The 17,770-nt window shown below is 56.0% G+C and carries 16 protein-coding genes; all 16 read left to right on the top strand.

What is annotated here, in order from left to right; all coding sequences use genetic code 11:
* Positions 1-394 precede the first annotated feature (394 nt).
* The 16 genes from V1603_RS18915 (at position 395) to wcaJ (ending at position 17,769) form a co-directional block, all read left to right on the top strand.
* The gene (locus V1603_RS18915; protein ID WP_014170829.1) at positions 395-1,534 is read left to right on the top strand and encodes a polysaccharide export protein; all 1,140 of its coding nucleotides are present in this window, start codon (positions 395-397) and stop codon (positions 1,532-1,534) included.
* A gap of 6 nt (positions 1,535-1,540) precedes the next feature.
* Positions 1,541-1,984 (top strand): low molecular weight protein-tyrosine-phosphatase Wzb, encoded by a 444-nt coding sequence (gene wzb, locus V1603_RS18910; RefSeq protein WP_116338786.1) that lies wholly within the window; start codon positions 1,541-1,543, stop codon positions 1,982-1,984.
* 2 nt (positions 1,985-1,986) lie between these two features.
* Positions 1,987-4,149 (top strand): tyrosine-protein kinase Wzc, encoded by a 2,163-nt coding sequence (gene wzc, locus V1603_RS18905; RefSeq protein WP_163330201.1) that lies wholly within the window; start codon positions 1,987-1,989, stop codon positions 4,147-4,149.
* 152 nt (positions 4,150-4,301) lie between these two features.
* Positions 4,302-5,144, top strand: a complete 843-nt coding sequence (gene wcaA / locus V1603_RS18900; protein ID WP_116338790.1) for a colanic acid biosynthesis glycosyltransferase WcaA — start codon at positions 4,302-4,304, stop codon at positions 5,142-5,144.
* Positions 5,144-5,635, top strand: coding sequence for a colanic acid biosynthesis acetyltransferase WcaB (wcaB, locus tag V1603_RS18895; protein WP_116338792.1), 492 nt, complete (start codon positions 5,144-5,146; stop codon positions 5,633-5,635). Before wcaA ends, wcaB begins: the two co-directional genes overlap by 1 nt.
* On the top strand, positions 5,632-6,849 hold the full coding sequence (gene wcaC, locus V1603_RS18890) for a colanic acid biosynthesis glycosyltransferase WcaC (protein WP_233002608.1): 1,218 nt from the start codon (positions 5,632-5,634) through the stop codon (positions 6,847-6,849). The genes wcaB and wcaC overlap by 4 nt, the downstream gene beginning before the upstream one ends.
* A complete protein-coding gene (gene wcaD, locus V1603_RS18885) occupies positions 6,824-8,044 on the top strand; it encodes a colanic acid polymerase WcaD (protein ID WP_192984958.1) in 1,221 nt (406 codons plus the stop codon). The genes wcaC and wcaD overlap by 26 nt, the downstream gene beginning before the upstream one ends.
* A 16-nt stretch (positions 8,045-8,060) precedes the next feature.
* A complete protein-coding gene (wcaE, locus tag V1603_RS18880) occupies positions 8,061-8,807 on the top strand; it encodes a colanic acid biosynthesis glycosyltransferase WcaE (protein ID WP_116338796.1) in 747 nt (248 codons plus the stop codon).
* A gap of 15 nt (positions 8,808-8,822) precedes the next feature.
* The gene (wcaF, locus tag V1603_RS18875; protein ID WP_192984960.1) at positions 8,823-9,383 is read left to right on the top strand and encodes a colanic acid biosynthesis acetyltransferase WcaF; all 561 of its coding nucleotides are present in this window, start codon (positions 8,823-8,825) and stop codon (positions 9,381-9,383) included.
* A 156-nt stretch (positions 9,384-9,539) separates the two neighbouring features.
* Positions 9,540-10,661 carry a GDP-mannose 4,6-dehydratase gene (gmd, locus tag V1603_RS18870; protein WP_003863514.1) on the top strand — a complete coding sequence of 374 codons (1,122 nt, stop codon included), beginning with the start codon at positions 9,540-9,542 and terminating at the stop codon, positions 10,659-10,661.
* Positions 10,662-10,663: 2 nt separating this feature from the next.
* Complete coding sequence (locus V1603_RS18865) at positions 10,664-11,629, top strand: GDP-L-fucose synthase (RefSeq protein WP_024908102.1); 966 nt, start codon at positions 10,664-10,666, stop codon at positions 11,627-11,629.
* Positions 11,630-11,631: 2 nt separating this feature from the next.
* The gene (locus V1603_RS18860) at positions 11,632-12,111 is read left to right on the top strand and encodes a GDP-mannose mannosyl hydrolase (RefSeq protein WP_163330198.1); all 480 of its coding nucleotides are present in this window, start codon (positions 11,632-11,634) and stop codon (positions 12,109-12,111) included.
* Entirely contained in the window at positions 12,108-13,331 is a 1,224-nt protein-coding gene (wcaI, locus tag V1603_RS18855) for a colanic acid biosynthesis fucosyltransferase WcaI (RefSeq protein WP_116338802.1), read from the top strand. The genes V1603_RS18860 and wcaI overlap by 4 nt, the downstream gene beginning before the upstream one ends.
* 3 nt (positions 13,332-13,334) lie before the next feature.
* Positions 13,335-14,771, top strand: a complete 1,437-nt coding sequence (gene cpsB / locus V1603_RS18850) for a mannose-1-phosphate guanyltransferase (protein WP_021241455.1) — start codon at positions 13,335-13,337, stop codon at positions 14,769-14,771.
* A gap of 109 nt (positions 14,772-14,880) precedes the next feature.
* Entirely contained in the window at positions 14,881-16,251 is a 1,371-nt protein-coding gene (gene cpsG, locus V1603_RS18845; RefSeq protein ID WP_166711719.1) for a colanic acid biosynthesis phosphomannomutase CpsG, read from the top strand.
* 123 nt (positions 16,252-16,374) lie between these two features.
* The gene (gene wcaJ / locus V1603_RS18840) at positions 16,375-17,769 is read left to right on the top strand and encodes an undecaprenyl-phosphate glucose phosphotransferase (protein WP_395313084.1); all 1,395 of its coding nucleotides are present in this window, start codon (positions 16,375-16,377) and stop codon (positions 17,767-17,769) included.
* Position 17,770 lies beyond the last annotated feature (1 nt).

The raw sequence follows: 17,770 nt of genomic DNA, 5'->3' as shown, positions 1-17,770 counted from the left end.
GCCTGCTATTAGGTTAGCTGCAACAATTCTCCCAGCATCAAATGTTAAATCTTGTTGTTGCTATTATTGTTTTGGTCTTCGGAATGGTCATTCATTATCCGCTGTGTATTTCAAGCGGCTGAAATATTGCCAGAAGACCTTGCTCAAGAGGGTGTCTATCCATAACACATTGTTTAGTCAGTGGATTGGTAACTGAAAGCCAAGGGCGGTAGCGTGCCTGAAAGCGTGTGAATCAGCCTCGATTATTCTGTCAATAGCCAATGGATGAATAAGCTTTTTTTAGGACTGATGCCAGTTATATTTCTATTTGATTAACTGCATGCTGAAACCCAATACGTCTCAAGCTTATTTAAATTGCACAGGATAATTACTCTGCCAAAGTGATAAATAATCAATGATGAAATCCAAAATGAAATTGATGCCATTATTGGTGTCTGTGACCTTGATGAGTGGTTGCACGGTCTTTCCCGGCAGCAATATGTCAACAATGGGTAAGGATGTGATCAAGCAACAGGATGCCGATTTTGATCTCGACAAAATGGTGAATGTTTATCCACTTACGCCACGTCTGGTCGAACAATTACGTCCACGTCCGAATGTTGCCCAGCCGAATATGTCTCTGGACCAGGAAATTGCCTCCTATCAGTATCGCGTGGGGCCGGGCGACGTGATCAACGTGACCGTCTGGGATCACCCTGAACTGACCACGCCAGCGGGCCAGTACCGCAGCTCAAGCGACACCGGGAACTGGGTACAGTCAGATGGCACCATGTTCTATCCGTACATTGGTAAAGTGCATGTCGCCGGGAAAACGCTCGCCGAAATCCGTAGTGATATTACCGGCCGCTTAGCGCAGTACATTGCCGACCCGCAGGTGGACGTTAATATCGCCGCATTCCGCTCGCAAAAAGCCTATATCTCCGGTCAGGTGAACAAATCCGGCCAGCAGGCCATCACCAACGTTCCGCTCACCGTTCTGGACGCCATTAACGCCGCGGGCGGCCTAACCGACGGCGCCGACTGGCGCAACGTGGTGCTGACCCACAACGGCAAAGAGCAGCGCATTTCGCTGCAGGCGCTGATGCAAAACGGCGACCTGACCCAGAACCGCCTGCTCTATCCGGGCGATATTCTCTACGTACCGCGCAACGACGATCTGAAAGTCTTCGTGATGGGTGAAGTGAAGAAACAGAGCACCCTCAAAATGGACTTCAGCGGCATGACCCTGACCGAAGCCCTGGGTAATGCAGAAGGTATAGATCTGACCACGTCCAATGCGACCGGTATCTTCGTCATCCGTCCGCTGAAAGGTGAAGGCAGTGCGAAGGGCAAAATTGCCAACATCTACCAGCTGGATATGTCCGATGCGACGTCTCTGGTGATGGCGACGGAGTTCCGTCTCCAGCCTTACGATGTGGTGTACGTCACCACCGCGCCGGTTGCCCGCTGGAACCGTCTGATCAACCAGTTGCTGCCAACCATCAGTGGCGTTCGCTACATGACGGATACGGCGCGCGACATTCATACCTGGTAATCCGCGATGTTTAACAAAATTCTGGTGGTATGCGTGGGGAACATTTGCCGTTCCCCCACGGCTGAACGGCTGTTGAAACAGTACCAGCCTGAGTTAACGGTCGATTCCGCAGGGCTGGGCGCGCTGGTGGGCAAAGGTGCCGACGAGCGCGCAACGAGCGTGGCCCGCGATCATAACCTCTCTCTTGACGGGCATATCGCCCGCCAGGTCACCGGCCGCATGTGCCGGGAGTATGACCTGATTCTGGCAATGGAAAAACGCCATATTCATGCGCTATGCGATATCGCTCCGGAGATGCGCGGCAAGGTGATGCTGTTTGGTCACTGGGACAATGAACGCGAAATTCCCGATCCGTATCGCAAAAGCCATGAGGCCTTCGAGGCGGTTTACACCTTACTTGACCAGTCTGCCCAACAGTGGGCGCAGGCACTGAAAGCTCAGCAGGGATAACAATGACAGAAAAAACAAAACCTTCTGCCGCCCCGACTTCGGGCAGTGATGAAATTGATATTGGTCGCCTGGTCGGCACGGTTATCGAGGCAAAGTGGTGGGTGCTTGGCATTACCGCCGTCTTTGCCGCGGCGGCCGTTATCTATACGCTCTTTGCGACGCCTATCTACAGCGCCGACGCGCTGGTACAGATTGAACAGAACACCGGCAACTCGCTGGTGCAGGATATCGGCTCCGCGCTGGCGAACAAGCCGCCGGCGTCCGACGCTGAAATTCAGCTGATCCAGTCGCGTCTGGTACTGGGCAAAACGGTTCACGACCTCGGCCTTGACATCTCCGTCACCAAAAATACGTTCCCGATCTTTGGTGCCGGCTGGGATCGTCTGATGGGGCGCAGCAATGACACCGTGAAGGTGACTGACTTTGTGCTGCCGAAAGGGGCAGGGGATCAAACCTTTACCCTGACGGTGCTTGGCCCGAAACAGTATCAGCTGACCAGCGATGCGGGCTTTAGCGCGCGCGGCGAAGTGGGGCAGATGCTGACCAAAGATGGCGTTAGCATGATGGTCACCGCCATCAACGCTCAGGAGGGGGGGGAATTTACCGTCACCAAATTCTCCACGCTGGGCATGATCAACAATCTGCAAAATAACCTGACCGTCACTGAAAACGGTAAGGACACCGGCGTGCTGAGCATGACCTTTACCGGTGAAGATAAGGATCAAATCCGCGACATCCTGAACAGCATTACCCGTAACTACCTTGAGCAGAACGTCGAGCGTAAGTCGGCGGAAGCGGCGAAAAGCCTGGCTTTCCTCTCTAAACAGCTCCCGGAAGTGCGTGCCCGTCTGGACGATGCCGAGAACAAGCTGAACGCCTTCCGTCAGGATAAAGACTCCGTCGACCTGCCGCTGGAGGCCAAATCGGTTCTCGACTCCATGGTGAATATTGATGCGCAGCTCAACGAGCTGACCTTCAAAGAGGCGGAGATTTCCAAGCTTTACACTAAACGCCACCCGGCCTACCGCACACTGCTGGAAAAACGCCGTACCCTTGAAGAGGAGAAGGCGAAGCTGAACGACCGCGTGACTGCGATGCCGAAAACGCAGCAGGAGATCGTGCGCCTGACTCGCGACGTGGAGTCCGGACAGCAGGTTTACATGCAACTGCTGAACAAACAGCAGGAGCTGAAAATCACCGAGGCCAGCACCGTGGGTGATGTGCGCATCGTTGACCCGGCCATTACCCAGCCTGGCGTGCTGAAGCCGAAGAAAGCGCTGATTATTCTCGGCAGCATCATTCTTGGCCTGATGCTCTCTATCGTCGGCGTGCTGCTGCGCTCGCTGTTCAACCGCGGCATCGAAAGCCCGCAGGTGCTGGAAGAGAACGGGATCAATGTTTACGCCAGCATCCCGCTCTCCGAGTGGCAAAAATCCCGTGACAGCGTCAAGACCATCAAGGGCGTTAAGCGTTACAAACAGAGCCAGCTGCTGGCCGTGGGTAACCCAACCGACCTGGCGATTGAAGCGATACGCAGCCTGCGTACCAGCCTGCACTTCGCCATGATGCAGGCTAAAAACAACGTACTGATGTTAACCGGTGTCAGCCCGTCTATCGGTAAGACCTTTGTGTGCGCCAACCTGGCGGCCGTGGTCAGCCAGACCAACAAGCGCGTGCTGCTGATCGACTGCGATATGCGTAAGGGCTACACCCACGAGCTGCTGGGCACCAACAACGTGAACGGTCTGTCGGAAATCCTGCTGGGTCAGGGGGAGATTAGCCAGAGCGCCAAGCCGACCTCGATTCCGAGATTCGACCTGATCCCACGTGGTCAGGTGCCGCCTAACCCGTCTGAACTGCTGATGAGCGAACGCTTCACCCAGCTGATTGAGTGGGCGAGCAAACACTATGACCTGGTGCTGATCGATACGCCGCCGATTCTGGCCGTGACCGATGCGGCCGTGGTGGGGCGCCATGCGGGCACCACGCTGATGGTGGCACGCTATGCGGTGAATACCCTGAAAGAAGTGGAAACCAGCCTGAGCCGCTTCGAGCAGAACGGGATTGAGGTGAAAGGGGTGATCCTGAACTCCATCTTCCGCCGCGCGACCGGGTACCAGGATTACGGCTATTACGAGTACGAATACAAGTCTGACAGTAAATAACAAAACACACCCCACACCCCTCACCCTAACCCTCTCCCCTGAGGGGAGAGGGGACCGTTCGGTGCGGGAGTTTGGGTACGAACATAATGACGACCATTGACTGCCTTTCACCCTCTCCCCTCTGGGGAGAGGGCCGGGATGAGGGGAAAAATATGACCACACAACGCCCTTTGATTTCTATCTATATGCCGACATGGAACCGTCAGCAGCTGGCGATCCGCGCAATCAAGTCGGTCTTACGTCAGGATTACGATAACTGGGAACTGATCGTCGTGGATGACTGTTCTTCCTCGTATGAACAGCTGCAAAAATTTGTTACCGATCTCAACGACCCGCGCGTGATGTACACGCACAACGCCATCAACTCCGGGGCCTGTGCGGTGCGTAATCAGGCAATTATGCAGGCCAAAGGGCAGTATCTGACCGGCATCGACGACGATGACGAATGGACGCCGAACCGCCTGTCCGTCTTCCTGTCGCATAAAGAGCAGCTGGTTACGCACGCGTTTCTGTATGCCAACGACTACGTGTGTCAGGGCGAGGTGTATTCGCAGCCTGCCAGCCTGCCGCTGTATCCGAAATCACCGTACTCTCGCCGCCTGTTCTACAAGCGCAACATTATCGGCAATCAGGTCTTTACCTGGGCGTGGCGCTTTAAAGAGTGCCTGTTCGATACCGAACTGAAGGCCGCGCAGGATTACGATATCTTCCTGCGCATGGTGGTGGAATACGGCGAGCCGTGGAAAGTGGAAGAGGCCACACAGATCCTGCACATCAACCACGGGGAGATGCAGATCACCTCCTCGCCGAAGAAGTTCTCCGGCTATTTCCATTTTTACCGCAAGCACAAGGACAAGTTTGACCGTGCCAGCCGTAAATATCAGCTCTTTACCCTGTATCAGATCCGCAACAAGCGCATGAACTGGCGCACGCTGCTGACGCTGCTCTCCGTGCGTAACGGCAAGCGTCTGGCCGACGGGCTTCGGGGGAAATAATGTTTCTGGAAGATTGCCGCGCAAACAGCTGGAGCCTGCGCCCGTGCTGCATGGTTCTGGCGTACCGCATCGCGCACTTTTGCTCGGTGTGGCGCAAGAAAAATGTACTGAACAACATCTGGGCGGCCCCCGTGCTGGTGCTGTACCGCATCATCACCGAATGCTTTTTTGGGTATGAGATTCAGGCTGCGGCCACCATTGGCCGCCGCTTTACCATCCATCACGGCTATGCGGTGGTGATCAACAAGTTCGTGGTCGCCGGAGATGATTTCACCATTCGTCATGGGGTCACCATTGGCAACCGTGGGCCTGACAGCCTGGCCTGCCCGGTCATCGGCAACAACGTCGAGCTGGGCGCGAACGTGGTGGTTATTGGCGACATTACGATAGGTAACAACGTGACGATCGGGGCGGGCAGCGTGGTGCTGGACAGCATCCCCGATAACGCGCTGGTGGTGGGAGAGAAAGCCCGCGTGAAGGTGATTAAATGAACATTCTGCAATTTAACGTGCGCCTCGCAGAAGGCGGGGCGGCAGGCGTGGCGCTGGATCTGCACCAGCGCGCGCTGCAAAAAGGACTCCAGTCTCGTTTTATTTACGGCTACGGCAAAGGCGGCAAAAAAAGCGTCAGCCACGATAACTATCCGCAGGTGCACAAGCACACGCCGCGTCTGACCTCTGTTGCCAACATTGCGCTGTTTCGCCTGTTTAACCGCGATCTGTTTGGCAACCTCAACAGTCTTTATCGCACCGTGACCCGCACATCGGGCCCGGTTGTGCTGCATTTCCACGTGCTGCACAGCTACTGGCTGAATCTGGAAGAGGTGGTGGCGTTTTGTCAGAAGGTGCAGGCCCACAAGCCCGACACTCGCTTCGTCTGGACGCTGCACGATCACTGGAGCGTGACCGGACGCTGCGCGTTTACCGACGGCTGCGAAGGCTGGAAAGATAACTGCCAGAAATGCCCGACATTAAGCAATTACCCGCCGGTGAAGGTGGATCGCGCGCATCAGCTGGTAGACGGAAAGCGCCAGCTGTTCCGCGACATGCTCTCGCTCGGCTGCACGTTTATCTCCCCGAGCCAGCACGTAGCCGATGCCTTCAACAGCCTGTATGGGGCAGGGCGCTGTCAGATTATCAATAACGGCATCGACGTGGCGACGGAAGCCATCCTGGCCGAGCTGACCCCGGTGGCGGACACCGCGGGTAAACCGAAAATCGCCATCGTTGCGCACGATCTGCGTTACGACGGTAAAACCAACCAGCAGCTGGTGCGCGACATGATGGCGCTGGGTGACAAGATAGAACTTCACACCTTCGGCAAGTTTTCCCCGTTCGAAGGGGCCAACGTGGTGAACCACGGGTTTGAGACCGACAAGCGCAAGCTGATGAGCGCCCTCAACGGTATGGACGCGCTGGTGTTCAGCTCCCGTGTGGATAACTACCCGCTGATCCTCTGCGAAGCGCTCTCCATCGGCGTGCCGGTGATTGCCACCCACAGCGATGCGGCGCGTGAAGTGCTGGAAAAATCCGGCGGGAAAACCTTCGCGGAGCAGGAAGTCCTGCCGCTGGTGCAGCTGCCGAAGGCGCAGATCGCCGAGGCCGTTTTTGGCACTGACCTGGAATCGTTCCGCAACCGCAGCCGCAAGGCCTACAGCGGACAACAGATGCTGGAGGAGTATGTCTCGTTCTATCAGAATCTGTAGTTATCTGCTGCTGCCGCTGATCTACCTGCTGGTCAACGTCAAAATTGCCCAGCTCGGCGAAAGCTTCCCGATAACCATCGTGACCTTCCTGCCCGTTCTGCTTCTTCTGTATGTCGATAAAATCAACCTGAAGAAGCTGATGATTGCCCTGGGGCTGGGCACGGGCCTGACGCTGTTTAACTACATCTTTGGCCAGTCGCTGGATGCCAGTAAATACGTCACGTCGACCATGCTGTTTGTTTATATCGTCATTATTATTGGTATGGTCTGGAGTATTCGCTTCAAAACTATTTCACCGCACAATTATAGGAAAATCCTCAGGTTCTTTTATATTGTCGTTGCGTTAATTGTTATGCTTGCCGCCCTGGAAATGGCGCAAATTATTTTGACCGGTGGCAGCAGCTTGATGGAGATAATTTCGAAATATCTCATTTACAGTAACAGCTATGTGCTGAACTTCATTAAGTTTGGCGGGAAGCGTACGACGGCGCTCTATTTTGAACCAGCGTTTTTCGCTCTGGCGTTAATCTCAATTTGGCTCAGCATCAAACAGTTTGGTATCAAAACGCCTAAGACCGATGCTATGATTCTTGCAGGAATCGTTCTGTCTGGATCGTTCTCAGGGGTAATGACGTTTATCCTGTTTTACCTGCTGGAGTGGGCGTTCCAGTACCTGAACAAAGATGCGATTAAGAAAAAACTGCCGCTGGCGATTATCTCCCTGACGGTATTTATGGTCGGCGTGATATTTGCCTTCCCGTACATCTCAGAACGTCTGGGAGATTTGGGAACGGAAGGGTCATCGTCCTATTATCGCATCATTGGTCCGCTGGTGATGGTGGGTTATTCCTTAACCCATATTGATGGTGTAGTAAGATTCGGCTCACTTTATGAATATGTTGCATCATTCGGAATCTTTAACGGTGCGGACGTCGGTAAAACCATAGACAATGGTCTGTATCTGTTAATTATTTATTTTTCATGGTTCGCCGTACTGTTGACGCTGTGGTATCTGTTTAAAGTTTTCAAAATGATGATCAACGCGTTTGGTGATAACCAGAACTTTCGCGTGCAGCTTTATCTTTTTACGCCGGTGTCGCTGTTTTTTACCGGGTCAATATTTAGCCCGGAATATGCTTTCTTGATTGTCTGTCCGTTTATTCTGCGCAAGGCGCTTAATATTACGAACGTATGACGAAATGAGGTGATTTATGTTTCTTAGCGTCATTACTGTCGCTTTTCGTAATTACGAAGGGGTGGTAAAAACCTGGCGCTCGCTGCGCAACCTGGCGCGCGATCCGAGCCTCACCTTTGAGTGGATTGTGGTCGACGGCGGCTCGAACGATGGCACGGCGGAGTTTCTGGAAAAACTCAACGGTGAGTTCAACTTACGCTACATCAGCGAGAAAGATAAAGGCATCTACGATGCGATGAATAAAGGCATTAATATGGCCCAGGGCCGTTATGCCATCTTCCTCAATTCCGGCGATATTTTCCACGACGATGTAGCGCTGTTTGCCCGTCAACTGGCGCGCCAGAAAGAGGACGCCATGTATATTGGCGATGCGCTGCTCGATTTTGGCGACGGACATAAAGTGTGCCGTAGTGCGAAGCCAGGCTGGTATATCTACCACAGTTTGCCCGCCAGCCATCAGGCCATTTTCTTCCCGGTAAAAGGTCTGAAAAAACAGCCTTACGATTTGCAGTACAAGGTGTCATCCGATTATGCGCTGGCCGCCAGCCTGTATAAATCAGGTTACCCGTTCCGTCGAATTAAAGGGCTGGTGTCTGAATTCTCTATGGGCGGCGTGTCAACGTCAAATAATCTGGAATTATGCCAGGACGCAAAAAACGTGCAGCGTCAAATATTACGCGTGCCGGGATTCTGGGCGGAGTTGTCTTATTTATTACGCCTGCGTACCACGGGCAAAACGAAAACCTTATATAACAAAGCCTGAATATAAGGAAACGCAATGCAGGATTTAAAAGGTTTCTCCGTACCGAAAGGTTTTCGGGGCGGGAACGGTATTAAGGTACAGCTGTGGTGGGCGGTTCAGGCAACCTTATTTGCCTGGTCGCCGCAAATACTGTACCGCTGGCGAGCCTTTTTATTGCGCCTGTTTGGCGCAAAAATAGGAAAAAACGTAGTCATCCGACCTTCTGTGAAAATTACCTATCCGTGGAAATTAACGCTTGGGGATTACGCATGGGTTGGGGATGACGCGGTGCTATATACCCTGGGCGAGATTACGATTGGCGCAAATTCGGTGGTTTCACAGAAATGTTATTTGTGCACCGGCAGCCACGACTTTATGAGCCCGCATTTTGATATTACCGCTTCGCCTATTGCGATCGGCGAAAAATGCTGGCTGGCAACGGATGTTTTTGTTGCACCGGGTGTTTCTGTTGGCGATGGCACGGTAGTGGGTGCCCGCAGCAGCGTTTTTAAATCGCTACCGGCAAATAAAGTTTGCCGTGGCAACCCCGCAGTGGTGATACGCGAACGCGTTGAAACGAAGAGCCTTGTTAAGTAGGCGTAATCGTTGCAGGCAGTTTGAACGCGGACTGCGCGGAGAAACCGGAACGTACTTAGGTACGTGAGGATTTCGAGCACAGCCCGCGTTCAAAATGACAAAAAAGATAGCCTACTTAACGGCTCTGATTAAATTCATAAGTAGAGGAATATAAACATGTCTAAAGTCGCTCTCATCACCGGCGTTACCGGGCAGGATGGTTCTTACCTGGCAGAACTGCTGCTGGAAAAAGGGTATGAAGTGCACGGTATTAAACGTCGTGCGTCTTCATTCAACACCGAGCGTGTCGATCACATCTATCAGGATCCGCACGCGGCGAACCCGAAATTCCACCTGCACTACGGCGACCTGACCGATACCTCCAACCTGACCCGTATCCTGCAGGAAGTGCAGCCGGATGAAGTGTACAACCTGGGCGCGATGAGCCACGTAGCGGTTTCCTTCGAATCTCCGGAATACACCGCTGACGTTGACGCCATGGGTACTCTGCGTCTGCTGGAAGCTATCCGCTTCCTCGGTCTTGAGAAGAAAACCCGCTTCTACCAGGCATCCACCTCCGAGCTGTACGGCCTGGTGCAGGAAATCCCACAGAAAGAGACCACGCCGTTCTACCCGCGCTCTCCGTATGCGGTAGCAAAACTGTACGCCTACTGGATCACCGTGAACTACCGTGAATCCTACGGTATGTACGCCTGTAACGGCATCCTGTTCAACCACGAATCTCCGCGCCGCGGCGAAACCTTCGTGACCCGCAAAATCACCCGCGCTATCGCCAACATCGCGCAGGGTCTGGAGTCTTGCCTGCACCTCGGCAACATGGACTCCCTGCGTGACTGGGGCCATGCGAAAGACTACGTGAAAATGCAGTGGATGATGCTGCAGCAGGAACAGCCAGAAGACTTCGTTATCGCAACCGGCGTGCAGTACTCCGTGCGTCAGTTCGTTGAAATGGCCGCAGCACAGCTGGGCATCAAGCTGCGCTTCGAAGGCACCGGCGTGGAAGAGAAGGGTATCGTTGTTTCCGTGACCGGCCACGACGCGCCGGGCGTGAAGCCAGGCGACGTAATTGTGCAGGTTGACCCGCGCTACTTCCGTCCTGCTGAAGTAGAAACCCTGCTGGGTGACCCAACCAAAGCGCACGAGAAGCTGGGCTGGAAACCAGAGACCACTCTGCAGGAGATGGTTTCCGAGATGGTGGCCAAAGATCTTGAAGCAGCGAAAAAACACTCCCTGCTCAAGTCTCATGGCTACGAGGTTGCCATCGCGCTGGAGTCCTGAGAATGACAAAACAACGTATTTTTGTCGCCGGTCATCGCGGAATGGTGGGTTCCGCGATTGTTCGCCAGCTGGAACAGCGCGGTGACGTAGAGGTGATTGTCCGCACGCGTGACGAGCTGAACCTGCTCGACAGCCGTGCGGTACAGGACTTCTTTGCGAACGAACGCATTGATCAGGTGTATCTGGCGGCGGCGAAGGTGGGCGGCATTGTCGCTAACAACACCTACCCGGCGGATTTCATCTACGAGAACATGATGATCGAGAGCAACATCATTCACGCGGCGCACCTGCACAACGTGAATAAGCTGCTGTTCCTCGGGTCGTCCTGTATTTACCCGAAAATGGCGAAGCAGCCGATCGCCGAGAGCGAGCTGCTGCAGGGCACGCTTGAAGCAACCAACGAGCCGTACGCGATTGCCAAAATTGCCGGGATCAAGCTGTGCGAGTCCTACAACCGTCAGTACAACCGCGACTATCGCTCGGTGATGCCGACCAACCTGTACGGGCCGCACGACAACTTCCACCCGAGCAACTCGCACGTGATCCCGGCGCTGCTGCGCCGCTTCCACGAGGCGACCGCCGAGAACGCGCCGGACGTAGTGGTGTGGGGCAGCGGTACGCCGATGCGTGAATTCCTGCACGTGGACGACATGGCTGCGGCCAGTATTCACGTGATGGAACTGGATCGCGAGGTGTGGCAGGAGAACACCGAGCCGATGCTGTCGCACATCAACGTGGGTACCGGCGTGGACTGCACTATTCGCGAGCTGGCGCAAACCATCGCGCAGGTGGTGGGCTACAAGGGCCGCGTGGTGTTTGACGCGACTAAACCGGACGGCACGCCGCGCAAGCTGCTGGACGTGACCCGTCTGCATCAGCTGGGCTGGTATCACGAGGTGTCACTGGAGCAGGGGCTGGCCAGCACCTACCAGTGGTTCCTCGAAAACCAGCACCGCTTCCGGGGGTAACGATGTTTTTAAGTCAGGAAGATTTTGCCACGGTGGTGCGTTCCACTCCGCTCATCTCGATTGATTTGATCGTGGAGAACGAACGCGGCGAGTTCTTGCTGGGAAAACGAACCAACCGTCCTGCACAGGGCTTCTGGTTCGTGCCCGGCGGGCGCGTGCAGAAGGATGAGACGCTCAGCGATGCGTTTGAGCGTCTCACTCTGGCGGAGCTGGGCCTGCAGCTGCCGATGGCAGCGGGCCAGTTTTACGGGGTCTGGCAGCACTTCTATGACGATAACTTTTCAGGCACCGGGTTTTCCACGCACTACATCGTGCTGGGGTTCCGCCTGAAGGTGAGTGAGGCAGACCTGCGTCTGCCTGATTCTCAGCATGACGACTACCGCTGGCAGACGCCAGAGGCGTTGCTGGCCAGCGACAATGTGCATGACAACAGTCGTGCCTATTTCCTGGCCGATCGTCAGTCCGGGGTGCCGGGCTTATGAAAATTTTAGTGTACGGAATCAACTACTCGCCGGAGCTAACCGGCATCGGGAAATACACCGGCGAGATGGTCGAGTGGATGGCGAGCCAGGGACATGACGTGCGGGTCATTACCGCGCCGCCGTACTACCCGGAGTGGAAAGTCGGGGAGCGCTACTCAAGCTGGCGCTATCGCCGTGAAGAGGGCGCAGCGACCGTCTGGCGCTGCCCGCTCTACGTGCCGAAGCAGCCTTCGACGCTGAAACGGTTACTTCATCTGGGCAGCTTTGCCCTGAGCAGCTTCTTCCCGCTGATGGCGCAGCGTCGCTGGAAGCCGGATCGTATCATCGGCGTGGTGCCGACGCTGTTCTGCACGCCGGGCATGCGCCTGCTGGGTAAACTCTCCGGCGCGCGCACCCTGCTGCACATTCAGGATTATGAAGTTGACGCCATGCTGGGCCTGGGGATGGCAGGCAAAGGCAAGGGCGGCAAGGTGGCGAAGCTCGCCAGCGCCTTTGAGCGCAGCGGCTTGCATAACGTGGATTACGTCTCGACCATCTCGCGCTCGATGATGAACAAGGCGCAGGAGAAGGGCGTTCCGGCCCAGAAGGTGATCTTCTTCCCGAACTGGTCCGAAGTGGCGCGTTTTCGCGATGTGACAGAGCAAGACGCTCAGGCGCTGCGCGCCCGGCTCGGTTTGCCTGAAGATCAAAAAATCATTCTTTACTCAGGCAACATCGGCGAAAAGCAGGGGCTGGAGAGCGTGATTGAAGCGGCCCAACTGCTGAGTGAACAGCCGTGGACGTTTGTGATTGTCGGGCAGGGCGGTGGAAAGGCGCGGCTGGAAAAAATGGCCGGGGAACGCGGCCTGACCAACGTGAAATTTTTCCCGCTTCAGTCTTACGAGGCATTACCTGCGCTGCTGAAGATGGGCGACTGCCATCTGGTTGTGCAAAAACGCGGCGCCGCGGACGCGGTGCTGCCGTCCAAGCTGACCAACATTCTGGCAGTGGGCGGCAATGCGGTGATTACGGCAGAGACCGAAACAGAATTAGGCCAGCTGTGTGACAGCTATCCGGGAATTGCCGTGTGCGTGGAGCCGGAATCGGTTCCGGCGCTGGTTACCGGCATTGAGCAGGCACTCGCCATGCCAAAAGTGAACACGGTGGCACGTGAATATGCCGAACGCACGCTCGAGAAAGAGAACGTGCTGAGCCAATTTATTGCAGATATACGGGGATAAATCATGAGTCAAACCACTTTGTATCCGGTTGTGATGGCTGGTGGCTCTGGTAGCCGGTTGTGGCCGCTGTCCCGCGTGCTCTATCCAAAGCAGTTCCTCTGTCTGAAAGGGGATCTCACCATGCTGCAGACCACGGTAAACCGTCTGCACGGCGTGGAGTGTGAAAGCCCGGTGGTGATTTGTAACGAACAGCACCGCTTTATTGTTGCCGAGCAGCTGCGACAGCTGAATAAGCTCACGGAAAACATCATCCTGGAGCCTGCCGGTCGCAATACCGCGCCCGCGATCGCCCTGGCGGCGCTGGCGGCAAAACGCAGCAGTCCTGACTGCGACCCGCTGATGCTGGTCCTGGCGGCAGACCACGTTATCCAGCAGGAAGAGGCGTTCCGCGACGCGGTGCGTGCGGCGATTCCTTACGCCGAGAGCGGCAAGCTGGTGACCTTTGGCATCGTGCCGGACCTGCCGGAAACCGGCTACGGCTACATCCGTCGCGGCAACGTAACGCCGGGTGAAGGCGACAGCGTGGCCTTTGACGTGGCGCAGTTTGTTGAAAAACCGAATCTCGAAACCGCGCAGGCGTATGTCGCCAGCGGTGAGTATTACTGGAACAGCGGGATGTTCCTGTTCCGTGCCGGACGCTACCTGGAAGAGCTGCGTAAATACCGCCCGGATATTCTGAGCGCCTGCGAGAAAGCGATGGCGGTGGTGGATCCGGATCTCGACTTCATCCGCGTGGATGAAGAGGCTTTCCTCGCCTGCCCGGAAGAGTCCATTGACTACGCGGTGATGGAACGTACGGCTGACGCCGTGGTTGTACCGATGGATGCGGGCTGGAGCGACGTAGGCTCCTGGTCCTCCCTGTGGGAGATCAGCGCCCATACCCCGGAGGGTAACGTCCATCACGGCGATGTGATTAGCCACAAAACCGAAAACAGCTACGTTTACGCCGAGTCCGGCCTGGTGACCACGGTCGGAGTGAAGGATCTGGTGGTTGTCCAGACCAAAGACGCCGTGCTGATTGCCGACCGTAACGCCGTGCAGGACGTTAAAAAAGTGGTGGAGAAGATTAAGGCCGATGGCCGTCACGAGCACCACATTCACCGTGAAGTGTACCGTCCGTGGGGTAAGTATGACTCCATCGACGCGGGTGACCGCTATCAGGTGAAGCGCATCACCGTGAAGCCGGGCGAGGGGCTGTCGGTGCAGATGCACCATCACCGCGCCGAGCACTGGGTCGTGGTGGCGGGTACGGCCAAAGTGACCATCGACGGCGAAGTGAAGCTGCTGGGTGAGAACGAGTCCATTTATATTCCGCTGGGCGCCACGCACTGTCTGGAAAACCCGGGGAAAATTCCTCTCGACTTAATTGAGGTGCGCTCCGGCTCGTATCTGGAAGAGGACGATATCGTGCGCTTCCAGGATCGTTACGGGCGCGTGTAGCACTCCGCATCATGCCCGGCGGCGCTGCGCCCGCCGGGCCTACGAATGACAAAAATAAATTTGGCCATTAAGTGGTCAGGGCCAACTGTTGCCTGAAAAAGAGGTCATCATGGAAAAATTAACCTGTTTTAAAGCCTACGATATTCGCGGCAAGCTGGGCGAAGAGCTGAATGAAGACATCGCGTGGCGCATTGGCCGCGCGTACGGCGAATATTTAAAACCAAAGACCATCGTGCTGGGCGGCGACGTGCGTCTGACCAGTGAATCCCTGAAGCTGGCGCTGGCGAAAGGGCTGCAGGACGCGGGCGTGGACGTGCTGGATATCGGCCTGTCCGGAACCGAAGAGATTTACTTTGCCACCTTCCACCTGGGCGTGGACGGCGGTATCGAAGTGACGGCCAGCCACAACCCGATGGACTACAACGGCATGAAGCTGGTGCGCAAGGGCGCCCGTCCGATCAGCGGCGACACCGGTCTGCGCGACGTGCAGCGTCTGGCGGAAGCCAACGATTTCCCGCCGGTGAACGAGGCGAAGCGCGGCAGCTATAAAAAAATCAACCTGCAGAAAGAGTACATCGACCACCTGCTGGGCTACATCAACGTGGCGAACCTCAAGCCGCTGAAGCTGGTGATCAACTCCGGTAACGGCGCGGCCGGCCCGGTGGTGGATGCGCTGGAAGCGCGCTTTAAGGCGCTGAACGTGCCGGTGACCTTCGTCAAGGTACACAACACGCCGGACGGCAATTTCCCGAACGGTATTCCTAACCCGCTGCTGCCGGAGTGCCGCGACGACACCCGCAACGCGGTGATTGAGCACGGCGCGGATATGGGCATCGCTTTTGACGGCGATTTCGACCGCTGCTTCCTGTTCGACGAGAAAGGGCAGTTCATCGAGGGCTACTACATTGTCGGCCTGCTGGCGGAAGCGTTCCTCGAGAAAAACCCGGGCGCGAAAATCATCCATGACCCGCGCCTTTCCTGGAACACCGTCGACGTGGTGTCCGCGGCGGGCGGCACGCCGGTGATGTCTAAAACCGGTCACGCCTTTATCAAAGAGCGCATGCGCGAAGAAGACGCCATCTACGGCGGCGAGATGAGCGCCCACCACTACTTCCGCGATTTTGCCTACTGCGACAGCGGGATGATCCCGTGGCTGCTGGTCACCGAGCTGCTGTGCCTGAAGGGGAAAACCCTGGGCGAGCTGGTGCGCGACCGCATGGCGGCGTTCCCGGCGAGCGGAGAGATCAACAGCAAGCTGGCGCAGCCGGCCGAGGCCATTGCCCGCGTGGAGCAGCACTTTGCCCTTCACGCGCTGGAAATTGACCGTACCGACGGCATCAGCATGGCGTTTCCACAGTGGCGCTTCAACCTGCGCTCGTCCAACACCGAGCCGGTGGTGCGCCTGAACGTGGAGTCCCGAGCTGACACGGCGCTGATGGAAGCCCGAACGAAGGACATTCTGGCGCTGTTGAATCAGTAATACGAAACCTTACCCCTCACCCTAACCCTCTCCCCAAAGGGGAGAGGGAACTTGAACACCCTCTCCCCTTTGGGGAGAGGGCCGGGGTGAGGGGTGGGGTGTTGGTTGAATAAAGGAACAACGATGACGAATCTAAAAAAACGCGAACGAGCGAGAACGAATGCATCGTTAATCTCTATGGTGCAGCGTTTTTCTGATATCACCATCATGGTCGGTGGATTGTGGGCGGTGTGTCGGATCAGCGGACTGCCGTTCTTATATATGCATCTGCTGATGGCCCTGATTGCCCTGGTCGTGTTTCAGATGATCGGCGGGATGACCGATTTCTACCGCTCGTGGCGCGGCGTGAAAATGACTACCGAACTGATGCTGTTGCTGCAGAACTGGACCCTGAGCCTGATCTTCAGTGCGGGTCTGGTGGCGTTCAGCCATGATTTTGACAACCGCTTCGTGACCTATCTCTGCTGGTACCTGTTAACCAGCGTCGGCATGGTCGTGTGCCGTTCCCTGATCCGCTTTGGCGCGGGCTGGCTGCGTAACCGTGGCTATAACCGTCGTTTTGTCGCCGTGGCGGGAGATTTACCGGTCGGGCGGGTGCTGCTCGACAGCTTTCGCAAAGAGCCGTGGTTAGGGTTCGAAGTGGTGGGGATTTACCACGACGCGAAGCCGGGCGGCGTGCTTGCGGACTGGGCGGGGAATTACGCGCAGCTTATTGAAGACGCGAAGGCCGGCAAAATTCATAACGTCTACATCGCCATGCAGATGAAGGACGAATCCCGCATCAAGCAGCTGATGCGCGAGCTGGCGGACACCACCTGCTCGGTGATCCTGATCCCGGACGTCTTTACCTTCAACATCCTGCACTCCCGTATTGAAGAGGTGAACGGCGTGCCGGTGGTACCGCTGTACGACACGCCGCTGTCGGGCATTAATCGCGTGCTCAAGCGCGTGGAAGATATCGTGCTCTCTTCGCTGATTTTACTGCTTATTTCCCCTGTTCTGTGCTGCATTGCCCTGGCGGTGAAGCTGAGCTCTCCCGGCCCGGTTATCTTCCGTCAGACCCGCTACGGCATGGACGGTAAGCCGATTATGGTGTGGAAATTCCGCTCCATGAAGGTGATGGAGAACGACAAGGTAGTGACCCAGGCGACGCAGAACGATCCGCGCGTCACCCGCGTTGGGAACTTCCTGCGCCGCACCTCTCTGGACGAGCTGCCGCAGTTCATCAACGTCTTTACCGGCGGCATGTCGATTGTTGGCCCGCGTCCGCACGCGGTGGCGCATAACGAGCAGTACCGCTCGCTGATTGAAGGCTACATGCTGCGCCATAAGGTGAAGCCGGGCATCACCGGCTGGGCACAAATCAACGGCTGGCGCGGCGAGACCGACACGCTGGAAAAAATGGAAAAACGCATCGAGTTCGATCTGGAGTACATCCGCGAGTGGAGCCTCTGGTTCGATATCAAGATTGTTTTTCTGACCATCTTCAAAGGCTTCGTGAACAAAGCGGCGTACTAAG

It is taken from the genome of Enterobacter sp. ECC-219 (genome assembly GCF_043966805.1).
In the GTDB taxonomy this organism is placed as follows: Bacteria; Pseudomonadota; Gammaproteobacteria; order Enterobacterales; family Enterobacteriaceae; genus Enterobacter; species Enterobacter cloacae_N.
This window is presented reverse-complemented; position numbering and strand designations above follow the sequence as displayed.

Bases quoted from the DNA above. Each gene is read 5' to 3' on its own strand.
- gmd (WP_003863514.1), top strand. From the start codon at position 9,540: ATGTCTAAAGTCGCTCTCATCACCGGCGTTACCGGGCAGGATGGTTCT.
- wcaJ (WP_395313084.1), top strand. From the start codon at position 16,375: ATGACGAATCTAAAAAAACGCGAACGAGCGAGAACGAATGCATCGTTA.
- wzc (WP_163330201.1), top strand. From the start codon at position 1,987: ATGACAGAAAAAACAAAACCTTCTGCCGCCCCGACTTCGGGCAGTGAT.
- cpsG (WP_166711719.1), top strand. From the start codon at position 14,881: ATGGAAAAATTAACCTGTTTTAAAGCCTACGATATTCGCGGCAAGCTG.
- V1603_RS18865 (WP_024908102.1), top strand. From the start codon at position 10,664: ATGACAAAACAACGTATTTTTGTCGCCGGTCATCGCGGAATGGTGGGT.
- cpsB (WP_021241455.1), top strand. From the start codon at position 13,335: ATGAGTCAAACCACTTTGTATCCGGTTGTGATGGCTGGTGGCTCTGGT.
- wcaA (WP_116338790.1), top strand. From the start codon at position 4,302: ATGACCACACAACGCCCTTTGATTTCTATCTATATGCCGACATGGAAC.
- V1603_RS18860 (WP_163330198.1), top strand. From the start codon at position 11,632: ATGTTTTTAAGTCAGGAAGATTTTGCCACGGTGGTGCGTTCCACTCCG.
- wcaE (WP_116338796.1), top strand. From the start codon at position 8,061: ATGTTTCTTAGCGTCATTACTGTCGCTTTTCGTAATTACGAAGGGGTG.
- wcaD (WP_192984958.1), top strand. From the start codon at position 6,824: ATGTCTCGTTCTATCAGAATCTGTAGTTATCTGCTGCTGCCGCTGATC.
- wcaI (WP_116338802.1), top strand. From the start codon at position 12,108: ATGAAAATTTTAGTGTACGGAATCAACTACTCGCCGGAGCTAACCGGC.
- wzb (WP_116338786.1), top strand. From the start codon at position 1,541: ATGTTTAACAAAATTCTGGTGGTATGCGTGGGGAACATTTGCCGTTCC.
- V1603_RS18915 (WP_014170829.1), top strand. From the start codon at position 395: ATGATGAAATCCAAAATGAAATTGATGCCATTATTGGTGTCTGTGACC.
- wcaC (WP_233002608.1), top strand. From the start codon at position 5,632: ATGAACATTCTGCAATTTAACGTGCGCCTCGCAGAAGGCGGGGCGGCA.
- wcaF (WP_192984960.1), top strand. From the start codon at position 8,823: ATGCAGGATTTAAAAGGTTTCTCCGTACCGAAAGGTTTTCGGGGCGGG.
- wcaB (WP_116338792.1), top strand. From the start codon at position 5,144: ATGTTTCTGGAAGATTGCCGCGCAAACAGCTGGAGCCTGCGCCCGTGC.